Below are 16,017 nucleotides of genomic sequence, written 5' to 3'. Positions count from 1 at the left end.
GCGTGCCGTTGCTGCTCGGCGTATCGGCGGTGATCAGCCCATTGGTTGCTCCGCCCGCTGTCGATGTCGGGTTGCCGCAGGAGATGGATCCTGTCGGCGTTGGCGTCGGCGTCGGCGTCGGCGTTGGCGTTGGCGTCGGCGTCGGCGTCGGCGTCGGCGTCGGCGTCGGCGTCGGTGTCGGTGTCGGTGTTGGCGTTGGCGTTGGCGTCGGCGTCGGCGTCGGCGTCGGTGTCGGTGTCGGTGTCGGTGTCGGTGTCGGTGTCGGTGTCGGTGTCGGTGTCGGTGTCGGTGTCGGTGTCGGCGTCGGCGTCGGCGTTGGCGTTGGCGTTGGCGTCCCCGAAGTCATCCCCGACGGAATCCAGCAGAACTTCCCATATCCGTAGTCGGGATCGGTGCCGAAAGCCGTGTTCGTGCAAGCGGTGCCGTTCGTAAAGACCTTCGACACGTTGTTTGCGGTCGTGCTTCCGCCATACAGCACGGTCGTCGTGCCGGAAAACGAGCAAAAGCCATTTTCGGCAGCGCATTGTGTCCACGACCCCGAGGGAGATGGCGCTGGCGTCGGCGTCGGAGTTGGCGTCGGAGTTGGCGTTGGCGTTGGCGTTGGCGTTGGAGTCGCAGCAGTGCTCGCGTACCAGCAACTCTTCCCGTACCCGTATGCGGGATCCGTCGGAGATACGGCACCCGTCGAACACTGCACGCCGTTCGTGAATGGCCCGTTGATATCGTATTGAAGTGTCGGCGACGTGGTGCCGTACACGACACGCGCCGATCCACTAAACGCGCAGTACTGGTTTTCCGCCGCGCAATACGTGTAGGTCGTCCCGCTGATCGTCAACGAGCTTTGTGCGTGGGCAGCACTGGCCAGCATGCCGCCCACGCGCGCAAACATGAGTAGCGCGCGTTTCATGACAGACTCCGCGAAGGATTCGTCGGAACCCCGCTCGCGCAATCAAATGCGCTGAGGTTCGAGGCGTGATCACTGCTGATCTGCTCGTAAAACTACGTGCTAGTAGATGCGCTTTATCTCCCTGTCACCGGACAACAAGAAGTCGTTTTCGGAAAAAACGCCTTAAGCGTGCACTGATAAGTAAAAATTGCTAACAGTTCGCCTTCGATTCGCGCGCCAGAAAAGAAAAAGGGCGAAGAGGTCGCCCTCTTCGCCCTGGCGTTCATGGATGGTCCGTTCGACTTACGACTCTTCCGACCAGACCATATTGTCCCGCGCCATCATCGCCGTCGAAGCCCCCGGCCCGAACGTGCCGGCCGTGTAGCCTCTTGGCTTGTCGCCATTACGCTTCCACGCTTCGATGATGGGATCGACCCACGTCCATGCCGCTTCCAGTTCATCGCGGCGCATGAAGTGAGTGAGCCTGCCGCGCACGACGTCGATCAGCAGTCGCTCATACGCTTCCGCGCGACGGCTCGTGAACGCCTGCTCCAGATCGAGATTCAGATTGACGGGCAACGTCCGCATCCCACTACCCGGCTCCTTGGCGAGCATCTGCAACTGGATCGACTCATTCGGCTGCAACTGGATCACCAGTCGATTGCCACAGTTGCGCGGACCACAAGGACTATTTGGCATGATCGAAAACGGCAGATCCGCGAACTCGATCACGATCTCCGACAGCTTCTTCGCCATCCGCTTGCCCGTGCGCAAATAGAACGGCACGTTCGCCCAGCGCCAGTTGTTGATATGCGCGCGCAACGCGACGAACGTTTCCGCGCGGCTATCGGCGGGCACGTTCGCTTCTTCCAGATATCCCTTCACCGGCTCGCCGCCGACAGCGCCCGCCGTGTACTGTCCACGCACCGTATCGCGCGAGATGTCCTCGGCTGTCATCGGACGCAGCGAGCGCAGCACCTTCAGCTTTTCGTCGCGCACGGCATCGGCATCGAGCGAAACTGGCGGCTCCATCGCGACGATGCACAGCAGTTGCAGCAAGTGGTTCTGCACCATGTCGCGCATCGCGCCCGTATGGTCGTAGAAGCCCGCGCGTGTGCCCACGCCAACCGACTCCGCCACCGTGATCTGCACGCTGCGGATATACGGCGCCTGCCACAGCGGCCCGAAGATCGCGTTGCCGAAGCGCAGCACCATCAGGTTCTGCACCGTCTCCTTGCCGAGGTAGTGGTCGATCCGGTAGATCTGATGCTCGGAAAAATGCTTGCCGACGGAATCGTTGATCGCCTGCGCCGACGCAAGATCGTGACCGAGCGGCTTTTCGAGCACGACACGCGAATGCTCGTCGAGCAGACCGTGCGACGAGAGGTTGTCGCAAATCGTCGTGAACAGTTCCGGCGACGTCGACAGATAGAACACGCGCAGCGCATTCGGGCGCGAAGCCTCGGCAAGGCGCTCGTAATCGGCGGCCTGGTCGACATTGACGCGCACGTATTCGAACAGCGACAGGAAGCGGTCCCATGCGCCCGATTCAAATGCACCGGATTCGATGAACGGACGGCTCTGCTCGTCCATCCATTTCAGATAATCGTCACGCACCCATTCACGGCGGCCGATTGCGAGAATGCGCGTTTCGGGGGCAAATTGCCGTGCGTATGCGCCATATACAGCGCGGGCAGCAGCTTGCGGGCTGACAGGTCGCCAGCGCCGCCGAAAATGATCATGTCGAGCGGGCGGTCCGGCGAAGCAGGAGCGGTGGAAGTCGTCATAGCGCGGTCGCAAAAATTAACTGCTGGGAAAAACGCAAGCCCGTCCGGACCAAGCTTTCAGGCGGCGCTGAAATCGGGCAGGTTTGCGCGAGACGACTATGTTGCAACGTTTTAGGATTGTTTGCACGCTTACTGTCGTGACACGGCACGCACGTTCGTTCCGCTTCGCCATGACTCGCGATGTTCGGCGACAAAGGACGTGCGAGGTCTCAACCTGCGCCCAGCGCCGCCCGCGCGACACGCCCCGCCGCCAGATCCCACGCCGCGCAGCCGACGGTCTTGAAGACGATGGGCGTATCGAACGATGGCTGGCTTGTCAGCGCGTCCTTGATGCCCGTCACCGTCGACCAGTCGATGCCCGCCTGGATGAAGTCCCCCGCTTCGTGCTTTGCGCCCGCGAGATCGTCGACATAGAGCGTGCTGCCCGCGAGCGTGCGCGCGCCGATCTCGCGCATCTGCGGGGTGAACGCGCCGACGCCGATCACGAGCCGTCCCGCGCGCGGCGTCTCGTCGTAGACAGCCTGGCGGCTCGTCGTCAGCGCGATGACGGTATCGACGGAATCGGGAATCGTCGCGTCGCTCAAGGCTTGCAGATCGCGCACCGCGCCGCGCTGCGCATCGCAGAACGCCTGCGCCCGCGCCACCGATGTGCCCCGCACGCGCACGCGCGCCTCCGGATACAACTCGCCGATCGCCCGCAGATGGCTTGCGGCCTGCGTGCCCGCGCCGATCAGCAGAATGTCTTTCGGTACGTCGCGCGAGAGCGTCTCGATGCCGAGCATCGTCATCGCGGCCGTGCGGCGTCCCGTGACGGTCGGACCGTCGAGAATGAACAGCGTCTTGCCCGTGTCCGGGTCGAACGCCATCACCTGGCCGTGGATGGTAGGCAACGCGCGCTCGCCGTTACGCGGACAGACGTTGACGAGTTTATGGATCGCGAGATCGGAGGCCGCGGCGGGCATCGATAGCATGATGCCGTTGTCGTTCAGCGGCACGACGAGCCGCTCGGGGCTCGCGACGCGCCCGGCTGCGTAGTCGGCGGCGGCTGTCTTCAGCGCGTCGACGAGCGCGCGAAACGGAATCAGGCGCGCCGTGCCGGCGGCGTCGAAAATCGGCGTGCTGCTCATATCGGGGTTGCTCCCTTGCGCGTTCAGCGCACCAGAAAACCATACGTCAGCGGATCGCGATCATCGACGAGCCAGTTCGCGAAACCGCAAATATGCGCGTCGCCTTCGATTTCGGGAATCACGGCATCGAAGCGATCGAGCTTCGTCTCGGACAACACACGCCCGCGAAACACCGTGCCGATGATCGACTCGTTGACGAGCGTCTCGTCCTTGCCCAGTTGCCCGCGCAGATACAGTTGCGCAACGCGCCCCGCCGTGCCCGAACCCGTCGGCGAGCGGTCCACTTCGCGGTCGGCGAACACGCAGCAGTTGGCCTGCGTCGAGCCCGCGTGACGCGGCACGTTGTCGATGATGGTGCCGTAGATGTGATTGATCTCGGGAATATGCGGATGCTGGACCTTGAACGCCTCGTTCGCCGCGCGCTTCACTTCGGCACCGAACTGGATCAGGCGGTCCACGTGGTCTTCGCGCACATCGAGTCCGAACGGCTCACCCGATGTGTAGAAGTAAAACGCGCCACCGAACGCGATGTCGCCGCGCACGGTGCCGAAGCTGGGCGTCTCGACGCTCACGTCGCGCTGCCAGATGAACGACGGCACGTTGACGAAGCGCACGCTGCCGGCGTGATCGCCGTCCCATTTGACGAACGCTTCGATGAAGCCGCAAGGCGCATCGATGCCGACGCGCGTTTCCGGCTCTGTGCGCTCGACCCAGCCGAGCGAGACGGCCGTTGTCGCCAGCGCGATCACGCCGTGGCCGCAATGGTCGCTATAGCCCTCGTTGTGAACGAAGATGATGCCGAAGTCCGCGCCTTCCGTGACGGGATCCGTCAGATAGCCGCCGTACATGTCGGCGTGGCCGCGCGGCTCCAGCATCAGCGCGCGGCGCAGATGATCGGCGTGCTCCTTGAGCCACGCGCGCCGCTCGACGATGGTCTTGCCGGGCATCTTCGGCAGCCCGCTCGTGACGATGCGAAACGGTTCGCCGCCCGTATGCACTTCGACCGTGCTGATCATCCGGTTCAGCTTCATGATGCGTTCGCTCCTGGCAAGAAAGCTTCGGGCCGTTGCCTGTCCAACATATCGTCTCGCTCCATCGTCTTTGACTTATACTGGATAGAAATGTAGACCAGCTTTGGTTGGCGATCAACCAGTTTCAATATTTATCCACCAAACTGGTTTGAGCCCGGCCCACATCACGCTGTCATCTATCGCACGGTACGCATTCATGGCCTCGACCTCATTTGCACTGGAACGCGCGTTTCGCCCGAAGCAGATTTACGAGCAGGTCGCGGAGCGCATGCGCGGCGACATTCGCAGCGGTCAGTTCGCGCCTGAAGCGCGGTTGCCGTCGGAGCGCGATCTCGCGGCGCGGTTTGGCGTTGGACGGCCCGCTGTGCGGGAGGCGCTGGGCGCGTTGCAGAACGAGGGGTTGGTCGTTACGCGGCGCAATTCGGGCACTTACGTGTGCGCGGACGCGTTGCAGCGGTTGACGGCGCCGGCTGCCGGCGAGATGTCGGGCGATGCCGACTTCAGCCCTACGTCGGCGCTCGATGTCCGTTTGATTCTTGAGCCTGCCATCGCGCGACGCGCGGCCGCGCATGCACAGCGCGACGAGTTTGCCGAGCATTACCTCGCGCAGATGGATTCGATCGATGATGTCACCGATGCCGTGCAGCGTGCGCTATGGAACGATAGCGATCGTTTGTTTCATCGGCAGCTTGCTGTGATGACGGGCGATGCCCTGCTCGTCAAGATCGCCGACGAAGTGGCGAAGGCTATGGATCAGCCTTTGTGGAAACGGCTCAAGGATGATGGGATTCATGATCCTGGGCGGATCAGGCTTTATGTTTCTGAGCATCGGTTGATCTATGAAGCCATCGTTGATGGTGATGCCGATGCGGCTGCGTTTTATGTCGAGCAGCACATCAGGCGAGTGCGGAGGGATATAGCGCCTAAGTGAGGTTTTTTTGTCTGGCGACGCGGGTGTGGTTTGCTTGTGGTTGCGCTGGCATCCGCGGCTTGCTCTGTCGCTGGCATCCGCGATTTGTTAGCTTGCTTCAAGCGTCGCCCCTGTGCGGGGCGGCACCTACTTTTCTTTGCCGCCGCAAAGAAAAGTAGGCAAAAGAAAGCGGCTAACACCGCCAGTGCTAGTTCTTGCCTGAGGGCCCCCAAAGGTTCTTACGCCTCACACGGCAATCACGTGACTCATGCTCGTTGCCAGCGCCCTTGCGGTGCGCCTCACCCGCTTCACGCACCCGCGTTGCGGCACGCCGTGCCAGATAGTCCTCCGCCGCCCAGGTGGCAAACTGTGTGTCGGATTTCGCGCCGTACGCGCGTCACTCCGGACTGAGTAGCAAGGCTGGTGTTTCTGGTAATAGCGCTAACGTGTGAGGTGCGACAACCTACACACAGTTTGCCACCTGGGCGGCACGAGCCATTCGCTGCCGCTGGTCCTTGTGCGGGTGCCTGAAGCGGGTGAGGCATCTGTTCGAAGCGTTGGCAACGGAGGCGAACAAAGACGTTACCGTGTGAAGCGTAAGACCCTTTGGGGGCCCTCAGGCAAGAACAAGAGTTAGCGGTGTTAGCCGCTTTCTTTTGCCTACTTTTCTTTGCGGCGGCGTAACTATTCAGCGCTTGTAAACTGCTACCAGGCTGTGCATAGTGAGGGACATGACGAAGATGCCCGACCTCAAGGACCTGACACCGGAGCAGAAGGACGCACTCATCGTTGATCTGGTGAGGCGTCTGAACGAGCTCGAGGCAAAGCTTGAGAAGGACAGTCATAACTCCAGCAAGCCGCCGTCAAGCGATGGTCCAAGGCGCAAGCCGAAGTCATTGCGCGGCACGAGCGGGGCCAGGCCTGGCGCGCAACCGGGGCACAAGGGCAAGACGCTCAAACGCGTCGCGCAACCCGATCACATCGAGATTCACCCGGTGGCGCTGGTGTGCGATGCATGTGGCCAACGCATCGCAGCAGCCCGCGTGGCCGTGTTGCCCGAAGGCCGTCAGGTGATCGATTTGCCACCCACGCGCTTTGAGGTGACCGAGCATCGCGTGCAGATCGCGCAGTGCCGCTGCGGCAAGCATCACTCGGGCGCATTTCCCAAGGGCGTGAGCCAGGCGGTTCAGTACGGCCCCCAGATTCGCGCCGCAGCCGTCTATCTGACGCAATACCAGCAGTTGCCGGTTGCGCGCACCGCCCAGGCGCTGAAGGACCTGTTTGGTCTGCATGTGGTTACGGGAACCGTCCAGCACAGCATTGATCAGGCCGCGCAGTTACTGGTGCCAGCCGTTGAGCAGATCCGGCAGGCGCTACGCGGGCAACCCGTGGTGCATTTCGATGAGAGCTGCATGCGCGTGGGGCGCGAGTCCCGCTGGCTGCATGTCGCCTCGACGCACGCGTTGAGCTGGTATGGCGCGCACCGCAAGCGCGGCAGCGAGGCGCTGGACAGCTTCGGCATTCTTCCCGGCTTTAGGGGAGTCGCGGTCCATGACGGCTGGCGGCCGTATGCCGGCTATGAGTGTGAGCATGCGCTGTGCAATGCTCATCATCTGCGCGAACTGGTGTTTGTCCTGGAGTCCACGCAGCAACGCTGGGCCCAGCAGATGATTGACCTGCTTTGCCAGGCAAAGCGCGAGGTCGACCTCAGTCAGGCTGCAGGAAACACCTCGCTGAGTCAGGCGCGCCAACGCTATTACACACGGCGCAGCCGCGCCCTGATCGCCCAGGCACGCAAGCTCAATCCGCAGCAGGCACGTGAGTCCGGGCGCCGGGAACGCCGCGGCAGGATCAGGCAAAGCTTTACCTGCAACCTGCTCACACGGCTTCACAAGTATGCCGATGAGGTGTGGCGTTTCATTGCCGATCACCGCGTACCGTTCGACAACAACCAGGCCGAACGCGATATCCGCATGCCCAAACTCAAACAGAAGATCTCCGGGTGCTTCCGCTCGGAATCGGGTATGGAGGCGTTCTGCACGATCCGCTCCTACCTTGCCACCTTACGCAAGCAGAGCCGTTCGCTGATCGACGCGCTCGCCCTGGCCTTTACAGGAGTCGTCGTTTCGCCTCTGGTTACCGCTGAATAGTTACGCGGCGGCAAAGAAAAGTAGGTGCCGCCCCGCACAGGGGCGACGCGTGAACGGCAAACACCACAACGCGGATGCCAGGGCAAACACAAGCAAACCACACCAGCGTCGCCAGACAAAAACCCACTCACAGCATGCTCCGTGGCCTCTGCATAGTCCCATCAAAAAACCTCTGCAACCGGAACGCAGAAAGATCAATCGATGGCTGCCCATCAACAATCCATTCAGCCATAAGCCGCCCAACAACAGGTCCCATGGCAAAGCCATGCCCACAAAACCCGGTAGCGACCAACAGGCCCTGCGCCTGAGCAGCAGCATCGAGCACTGGAATCCCATCGGGCAGCACATCGATCAACCCAGCCCACGACTCAACCACCTGCGCATCCTTCAAAGCCGGAAACAACGCCCGCAGCTTCTGCAACGCCCGCGGCGCATGCGAACGGTTCGGCTGCGGATTCGGATCGCGCGGATGCAACACACGCTCGTCAGCAGACAAAAACCCAGGCACACGCTCGCGCAAATCACGCACAAACGCGCTATTCAGATGAAAGCTGAACTTCTCGCGCTGCGCCCAAAGCTCGGGCAAGAACCACTTGAGCGCCCGAAAATGCCCCAACGTCATATCGACATCAACCTGCATATCGTCAGCGAGATTGATCGCGCCATTCGCCCGCTGGCGAATCCCAAGCCCATGTCCCCAGAATGTGGAAGCCGTGACCGCGGGCAGCGGATTCGTCCGCATACACGTACCGCGCACTGCCTGCTGCGGCAAAACAATCCCCAGCGTATCGAGCAACCGCCAGCTACTCGCGCCCGCGGCACAAATCACCTGCCGCGTGCGAATCGTGCCGCGCTCGGTGACGACGCCCGTCACGGCGCCAGCCGCCCGTTCGATCGCAACCACGCCACAACCCTCGAAAAACCGCGCGCCCGCTTCGATGGCCCGCGCCGCGAAAGCGGCCGCCGCACGGCGCGGCTCGGCCTGGCCGTCAGTCGGCGTGTACAGGCCGCCCAGCACCTTGCCCTGCATGCCACGTACGTGCTGGTCGATCTGCGCGCGGTCGAGCACCCGCGTATCCAGCCCATATTGCTTCGCGACGTCCATCCATTGCTGGAACGACGCCCAGTCTTCCTCCTTGTCCGCAACGTAGAGACAGCCGCCCTGCCGCCATTCGAGATCGAAATCCAGCTCGCGTTCGAGCTGCTCCCAGATGCGCATGCCCGCCATCATCAGCGGCACTTCGGCGGCCTCGCGGCCCTGCTGGCGCACGAAACCCCACGCGCGCGTCGACTGCTGGCCGGCGATGCGCGACTTGTCCAGCACCACCGCCTTCACGCCCCGGCGCGCAAGGTAGTACGCCGCCGCGCAGCCCATGATGCCCGCGCCCGCAATCACGACGTCGGCTCGATCGGGAAACGGCGTGTCGGCCGGGCTCAGGTTGGCGTGCAGCGGATAAGTGGTCGTCATTGGGAATGCGAGAAAGAAATGGCGCCGAGGCCGTGTCGAGGGACAGCATCTTCTCAGGCCCGCCAGCGCGCCGCAATCCAGGTCAGAAAGGCAGCGCCACGAGCGGCCGCGTCGGCGCAATCCCCCATGCGGCTCATGATCCGCCGCAAAATCCGGGCAAAGCCTCACGCCTTACCGATAAATTTCATGCGATTTGCATATATTTCACCGCTAAAATAGACAGGCTTTGCATGATTCGAACACCGCCTCATTCGCGTGAGGCGGTCGAACTCATTAGAATCGGCGGGTTCGTCGAAAAAAGCTCGATCAATGCGGAGATGGCGCGACACCAGGGGCGCCCGAAGTCTTGAGGTACAGTTGCGGTCCTGCGAGAGCTGCACGCCCACCCGGCGTGCCACGCGCACCGCGCCGCCGCCACGACGCCGCGTCACATACAACTACTTATAGCGATACACGATTCGCGCATGTCCAACGAAGCCACCTCAACCGACTCGCTTGCCGTCGCCGAACGCGTGCGCGAGTTGATGAGCCGCCACGGCATCGGCAAGCGTCAGCAAACCAGCGAGCTTTGCCGGATCCTCGATTTGAGTTTCTCGCAAGGCCACCGCAAGCTGCGCGGCAATAGCCCGTGGACGCTCTCGCAGATCAAGAAGGTCGCCGAGGTATTCGGCGAGCCGGCGGCGCAGCTGTTCGGCGCACAATCGCTCGACCCCGGCATGGTCGGCGCCACCGCGCAGGAAGCCGTGTTCGCGATCGGCGGAATCGAGCTGGCGTGCACCGCGTGGATCGGTGCGCCGATCGAAGCGGGCAGCCGGCCGGAATTCATCGCGTGGTCGAAGCTCGACCAGTGGCGCGTCGTGCGGCACGACGGCGCGCTCTATCAGAACGCGTATGAAGTCCACAAGATCGAGATCTATCCGCGCCGCGCCGAAACCGACAAGCCGCTGATCGCCGTCGTCGACGACGACCAGGCATCCGCCGACAATCTGCGCGACTATCTCGAACGCAGCGGCTTTGCGGCCATCGCGATCTATGGTCTCGCGGCCTTCGCCGAGACGCTGCAGACGCAGGTGTTCGACGGCGTGGTGATCGACTGGCTGTTCGGCCCGCAGACGTCGGCGGAGGCGATCCGCGCCGTGCGCGCGTCGGAGAATCCGGATGCACCCATTTTCGTGCTGACGGGCGAACTGCTGACGGGCAAGGCGAGCGAGTCGGAAATCAGCGACATCGTGCGCAACTACGATGTGGCCTGTTACGAGAAGCCGGCGCGCATGGCGATTCTCGTCGCCGATCTGTCAAAGCGTCTGAGCCGCGCATAAGTCACGGCCTCAAGCGCGGGCTCGCTCGTCAGCCCGCGACGGATGCCCCGTGCCGCGCCGCCAGCGCACGCTGCACGGCGTCGCGCAGCACCTCGTAGTGAACGGGCTTGGTCAGGCTGTCGAAGAACAGATCCGCCTCCGTGCGCTCCCCGCTATCGGGCGCGTAAGCGCTCACGGCGATCACGGGCGTGCGAACCGCCTCACCCGATCTTTCCACCTTTTCCGCATACTCAGTCATGAACGCGTAGCCGTCCTTGTCGGGCATGTGCAGATCGAGCAGCACAAGATCGCACTGCCGCGCGGCGAGCCATGCGTGCGCGGCGTCGGCATGGGCGACGGCGGCCGCATCGCATCCCATGTGTTCGAGCATTTCGCACAGCGACTCGCGAATCAGCTGGTTGTCGTCGACGATCAGCACCTGCGGGCGCCCTTCTCCATGCGCCGTGTGAGGCACGACGGACGCGTCGGCGGGCATGGCGACCGGCTTGACGGGAATCGTCACCGTGAAGCGCGTGCCCTTGCCCACTTCGCTGTCGACATCGATCGTCCCGCCGAACAGATCGACGAGCCCCTGCACGATCGCGAGCCCCATCCCCGCGCCTTCGAAGCGCCGCGTGCGCGACGCGTCGAGCTGCGTGAACTCCTTGAAGATCAGCGGAATCTGCTTGTCCGGCACGCCCGCGCCCGTGTCGGTGACGACGATAGCCAGCGCGTCGTCGCGCTGGTCGAAATGCAGCGTGACGGTGCCGCGCTCGGTGTAGCGAATCCCGTTGGTCACGAGGTTGTTGACGATCTGCCGGATGCGGTGCGGATCGGAATCGACGAGCCCCATCCTTCCGCTCGCGCTGCCTTCGAATACGAGACCCTTCGCCCGCGCGAACGGCTCGTGCTCATCGACGATCGACGTCAGCAGCTCGCGCGGATCGAAATGCTCGTTGCGCAATTCGAGCTTGCCGGCGCCGAGGCGCGCGTAGTCGGTCAGATCCTTCATCTGCGCTTCGAGATGGCGCGCGGCCGTTTCCAGACGCTGGATCACCTTGCGGTCCGCTTCGGAGTGAAAGTTGAAGCCGAGCAGTTCGATCGACGAGACGATCGCATGCAGCGGCGTGCGCAATTCATGGCTGATCATGCCGAGGAACGCGTCCTTGGCGAGACTCGCCTCGCGCGCGGCGCGGCTGGCCTGGTGCTCGGCATCGAGCGCGGCGTGCTGCTGGAGGATCAGCTTGGTGCGGCGCCGGCCGTTCATCACCAGCAGCGTAGTCGCCGCCGCCGACAGCAACAGCAGCACGAGCCCGCCCGCGAACAGCATCCGGCGCTTTGCGATGAAATCCGAATTCATCGCCTCGCGATCCTGCAGGTCGACGTTGCGCCGGCTCAGCGCGAGATCGTTGACTTCCTTCCAGTGCTTGCGCAGTTCATCGACCATTTGCGATGCGAGCGCGGGCGAATTCGGCAGCGCGTCGAGCGAAGGCTGCATCGCGACCAGCATCTCCGAGAGCCCTGCGATTTCGTCCTGCTGGCGCTGCACGGCCTCCGTCTGCGCGGCGAGACGCTGCGTCGAGCCCGCCATCACGCGCAGCTTCGATTGCAGCACCTGGAAATGCAGCGTGAGCCGCTGATAGTCGCTATCGGTGCCCGTCTGGTACTGCAGCAACTGGCTTTCGAGCCGCGCGTAGGCGATCTGGAGTTGCGCGGCGTCCCAGTAGAAGCCGTCGTAAGTGCCCGTCAGTTGCTGGGTTGCGCGCGGATTGAGCAGCGCCGAGTACAGCAGATAGCTGATCGCCGCGGTCGGCGCCGCGAGCGCGGCGATCCAGATGACGACGAGCACCACACGGCGCAGCGGGCGCCGTCCTATTTGACGATGAGAGCCTTGATCTGCCATACGAATTTCGCGTCCGCCGACGCCCCCGCCAGCTCGCCGGGAAACTGGTCGCGCGGATAGATGAGAAACAGCGGCCCGAAGTCGCTGACCTGCAGGCGCTTGCCGTTCATGCTGTACGCAACGATCACGCCGTAGCGGCTCGTGTCAGACACGGGAACGGTGTACGTGTAGTCATCCAGTGTATGGATTTCGATCTGATCGCCGTACGCGCCCACGGTCTTCAGGATATCCGCGAGCAGCGGCCCCGTGAAGGTGGATTTTGCCGTCCATGTCGTCGATGTCGAAATGCTATGGACGGGCAGCGCGAGCAACTGGGCTTCGGAAAAGTGAAAAACGGTGTGATCGTCGTCGTTGGTCTTCGCTATCTTGCCTTTGACGTCGAGCGCGAGCGTGGTCGTCAGCGGCGCGGCCGACGCTCCGAACGAAGCGAATGCCAGGACGGTGACCAGCGCGGACATCAGCGCGAACGCACGCAACCCGCCGCATTTCTTGTAGTGCACTTTCAGGTCCCTCTAGTGTGGTCTTGTTGTTAGTCGTGCCCGCATTGTGCCTGACAACGCCATCAGACGATAACTACAACGCGGCAGGACCCGCCCCGACACAGAATCTTTACATGGCGTGCATAATATCGGCTCCATCTCAAAAAAAGCCGCTTCGCCGACGCACGTTCATCCGGCCCACCACAAGCGCAACATCCGTCATGAAAAAGCCGGTTCTACCGTTGACCTACGAACAGCTCGACCACTGGATCGAATCGTTGCAGCCCACCCTGCTGGAAGAGCGCTTCGCCGCCGCCGTCGGCATTCTACGGGGCGGCGCACCGCTCGCGTTGATGGCTTCGCATGCGATCGGCGTGCCTGTCGCGTTTCTGAGCTACGACCGCAGGGCACGCCACGTCACGTGGGACTCGGCCCAGCCGCTGCCGCCGCCCGGCTCGAAGGTGCTGCTGTGCGAGGACATCGCGGGCCGTGGTTTCACGCTGGTCGATTGCATCGCGTTTCTCGAACAGCACGGCCTGATCGTCAAGACGCTGACGGCCGCCTTCGACGAAATCAGCCGCATCCGCCCGGACTTTGCGAACGACGCGTCGGGCTTCTTCGCGCTGTTCCCGTGGGAACGCCAGGCCTATACGGACGACTATCGCGACGACTGGCTGAAAGTCGAGTCTGGTGCGTCCGGGAAAATGGCGGATGACCACGAATACGCGACCTATGCGATCGATCTGGACGGCATCCTGTTGCCCGACGTGCCGTTGTCACGGTATGACGAAGATCTCGCCGCCGCTTTGAACGAGCGCGACGCGCTGTTGCCGTACGAGGTCTTGCCCGATGTCGATGTGCAGAAAGTGCGCGCGGTCATCACGGGCCGGCCGCACGCCGACCTGGAGCGCACGCGCGCATGGCTAGAGCGGCACGGTTTCGGTCATCTCGAACTGGTGATGCGCACGCCCGACGCGCATGACGAAACGTCCGAAGGCGCCGCCGCGCACAAGGCGGCCGCGGCGTTGCGCTGCGGCGTCACGCATTTCATCGAAAGCGACCCGGTGCAGGCGCTCCTCATCGCGAAGCTCGCGCCGCTGCTGCGCGTGATCTGGTGGGACGCGCTCAAGCACACAGGCACGCTGATCAGCGCGTCGGCCTGGCGCTGAGATTTCCGAAGCGCGCCGCGCTCGCGGTTCCTCAGCCCGCCTGCTCCTTCGCGTCCCCAAGTTGCAGATGCCGCGCCGCCCGCTGCGACGCGACGACGATCAGCTTCATCGTCGCGCGGGTCGCGCCGACGAAGAGCTTGCGCGCGTTGCGCTCGTCGAACGCGTCGAAATCCACCTCGCTCAGGATCACGCACGGCGCCGACTGCCCTTTGAAGCGGTAGATCGAGTCGAGCAGCACGTCGCCTTCCCGATACGCGGGATTGCCGAACAGATCGTACTTGCCCGTGAAGCTGCGCAGCCGGTGCGGACCGAGATGATCGAGCGGCCACAGCACCGAGCCTTCGCGTCCGCGAAACGACAGCACCGCAATGTCCTGCTTGCGAAAGCCAAGCGCCAGCGCCTGGGTGATCGCGCGCTTCGTCGCGTCGATGCAGCTTTCGGGCAGCTGGGTTTCGTCGTACGTGGACAGCGAGATATCGGAGCCGTCGAACGGACTGCCCGCCGCGAGGCCTGCCGCCAGCGGCACCGTCGCGCCGACCACGCCGCGCAGATAGTCGAGGATGTCGCGCGGACTGCGATAGTTGGTCGATTCGCGCAGCACCGTCCAGCCGGGCAGTGCGACGCTCTCGCGCATATACAGGTTTTGCAGCGGATCTTCGAGCCACCACCATGCGCCGCCCGGCTTCAGGAGCCGTTCGAGCGCGGGCACCCACGGCTGCTGGAAGTCCTGGCCTTCGTCGACGATCAGCACGTCGTACTGGAAGCGCGCGTCGATCGGTGTGTCGGCGAATGCGGTTTCGAGTTGCCCGAACACGTCGCTGCTCTGGAAATCCGGCGCGCGGCCGCTATCCCGCACGATCTCGTCGCACAACTGGTGATAGTTCGCGACTTTCGCCTCGGGCGGCGCAACGCGCGCAATGTGATCCGCGAGCGGCCGGTTGAAGCACACATACAACGGACGCGCGCCGCGCGCGACGGCGTCTTTCATCACTTGCACCGCGAGTTGCGTTTTGCCGGAGCCCGCCGTGCCGATCACGCGTAGCCGGAACGGCGCGAATTCGAGCCGTCGCGCCCATGTGGCCAGCCCGCCCGCGAGCCGCGTGACGAGCGTGCCCGCCTGGCCGACCAGCGCGCTCGCGTCGGGCGCGAGTGCCAGTTCGTCGGCGAGGAAGTGGTGAATCTTCGACGCGCACGGCAGACGCGGCTCGTCCTCGGGCAGCGCCTCGCGGATGATGCTGACGAGCTTGTCCTTGCGCGTCGCATCGACGATGCGCGCCGGGTTCACGCCTGAGATTGCCGCGTCCTTGACGATGTGATCCGGACAGTACAACAGCTCTTCGATGAAATACGTGCCCGCACCGAACGCCGCCGTGAACCGCCGATGCAGCCCTTCGATCGTGCGCGCGAGCGCAATCGCCACGTTGCGCTCGGTCTGCATGTAGACCTTGACCAGCCCTTTCGGCGTCTCACGAAGGAAGCCCGTTTTCTGCTCGACGATCATCACGCGCCCCGCCGGACTGACGATCACGAAGTCCGCCTCGCCGAACACCGAAAAGCCCTCATGCAACCGTGTCCAGTGCACGCCGTGATAGACCGTGTACTCGCGCGGCAGCGCTTCTTCGAGCAGCGCCAGCGTTTCGCGCTCGCGCGAGGCGGCGCCAGTGGCGGCGAGACTTTTCCAGTCGTCGGGGACAATGCGGGCCATGCGCGCCTCGTCAAAATGGGGTGCGCCCATTGTACGCAACGCGTGTAGGGGCATTGCCCGCAGTCGGAAGAAAAAGGCCGCTTCGTGTATCGTTACTGGTTGAA

The 16,017-nt window shown here is 63.4% G+C and carries 11 protein-coding genes and 1 pseudogene; 5 read left to right on the top strand and 7 right to left on the bottom strand.

The genetic code is table 11. The annotated features are described in order from the left end of the window. The first annotated feature begins 2 nt into the window (after positions 1 to 2). Positions 3 to 383, top strand: coding sequence for a hypothetical protein (locus H1204_RS19575; protein ID WP_180732331.1), 381 nt, complete (start codon positions 3 to 5; stop codon positions 381 to 383). An 806-nt stretch (positions 384 to 1,189) separates the two neighbouring features. Here the strand turns inward: H1204_RS19575 and zwf are convergent. The 3 genes and pseudogenes from zwf to lhpH all read right to left on the bottom strand — a co-directional run bounded on the left by zwf (position 1,190) and on the right by lhpH (position 4,831). Beyond that, positions 1,190 to 2,673: pseudogene (gene zwf, locus H1204_RS19570) on the bottom strand (glucose-6-phosphate dehydrogenase). A 209-nt stretch (positions 2,674 to 2,882) separates the two neighbouring features. Continuing rightward, positions 2,883 to 3,800, bottom strand: a complete 918-nt coding sequence (lhpI, locus tag H1204_RS19565) for a bifunctional Delta(1)-pyrroline-2-carboxylate/Delta(1)-piperideine-2-carboxylate reductase (RefSeq protein WP_180732330.1) — start codon at positions 3,798 to 3,800, stop codon at positions 2,883 to 2,885. A 23-nt stretch (positions 3,801 to 3,823) separates the two neighbouring features. Next, the gene (lhpH, locus tag H1204_RS19560) at positions 3,824 to 4,831 is read right to left on the bottom strand and encodes a trans-3-hydroxy-L-proline dehydratase (RefSeq protein WP_180732329.1); all 1,008 of its coding nucleotides are present in this window, start codon (positions 4,829 to 4,831) and stop codon (positions 3,824 to 3,826) included. A gap of 196 nt (positions 4,832 to 5,027) precedes the next feature. Here lhpH and H1204_RS19555 point away from each other — a divergent pair, with 196 nt between their 5' ends. Both H1204_RS19555 and H1204_RS19550 read left to right on the top strand, forming a co-directional pair. Then, positions 5,028 to 5,762 carry a GntR family transcriptional regulator gene (locus H1204_RS19555; RefSeq protein ID WP_180732328.1) on the top strand — a complete coding sequence of 245 codons (735 nt, stop codon included), beginning with the start codon at positions 5,028 to 5,030 and terminating at the stop codon, positions 5,760 to 5,762. A gap of 710 nt (positions 5,763 to 6,472) precedes the next feature. Further along, a complete protein-coding gene (locus tag H1204_RS19550; protein WP_180732078.1) occupies positions 6,473 to 7,891 on the top strand; it encodes an IS66 family transposase in 1,419 nt (472 codons plus the stop codon). Positions 7,892 to 8,018: 127 nt separating this feature from the next. On the opposite strand, the gene H1204_RS19545 is transcribed toward H1204_RS19550, so the two are convergent. Beyond that, complete coding sequence (locus H1204_RS19545) at positions 8,019 to 9,359, bottom strand: FAD-binding oxidoreductase (protein ID WP_180732327.1); 1,341 nt, start codon at positions 9,357 to 9,359, stop codon at positions 8,019 to 8,021. 464 nt (positions 9,360 to 9,823) lie between these two features. On the opposite strand from H1204_RS19545, the gene H1204_RS19540 reads away from it, so the two are divergent. Next, positions 9,824 to 10,678: a helix-turn-helix domain-containing protein gene (locus H1204_RS19540; protein WP_007588675.1), complete on the top strand. Its 855-nt coding sequence runs from the start codon at positions 9,824 to 9,826 to the stop codon at positions 10,676 to 10,678. 28 nt (positions 10,679 to 10,706) lie between these two features. Here H1204_RS19540 and H1204_RS19535 read toward each other — a convergent pair whose 3' ends face one another. After that, positions 10,707 to 12,560, bottom strand: coding sequence for an ATP-binding protein (locus H1204_RS19535; protein ID WP_180732326.1), 1,854 nt, complete (start codon positions 12,558 to 12,560; stop codon positions 10,707 to 10,709). Next, positions 12,530 to 13,060, bottom strand: a complete 531-nt coding sequence (locus H1204_RS19530; RefSeq protein ID WP_180732325.1) for a molybdopterin-dependent oxidoreductase — start codon at positions 13,058 to 13,060, stop codon at positions 12,530 to 12,532. Before H1204_RS19530 ends, H1204_RS19535 begins: the two co-directional genes overlap by 31 nt. A gap of 200 nt (positions 13,061 to 13,260) precedes the next feature. On the opposite strand from H1204_RS19530, the gene H1204_RS19525 reads away from it, so the two are divergent. After that, on the top strand, positions 13,261 to 14,208 hold the full coding sequence (locus H1204_RS19525) for a phosphoribosyltransferase (RefSeq protein ID WP_180732324.1): 948 nt from the start codon (positions 13,261 to 13,263) through the stop codon (positions 14,206 to 14,208). Positions 14,209 to 14,239: 31 nt separating this feature from the next. Here the strand turns inward: H1204_RS19525 and H1204_RS19520 are convergent, their stop codons facing one another. Then, positions 14,240 to 15,913 (bottom strand): ATP-binding domain-containing protein, encoded by a 1,674-nt coding sequence (locus H1204_RS19520; RefSeq protein WP_180732323.1) that lies wholly within the window; start codon positions 15,911 to 15,913, stop codon positions 14,240 to 14,242. Positions 15,914 to 16,017: the final 104 nt, after the last annotated feature.

This window comes from Paraburkholderia sp. PGU19 (assembly GCF_013426915.1).
GTDB lineage: Bacteria > Pseudomonadota > Gammaproteobacteria > Burkholderiales > Burkholderiaceae > Paraburkholderia.
The sequence above is the reverse complement of the archived record's forward strand: the minus strand, read 5'-3'. Positions and strand labels throughout refer to the sequence as shown.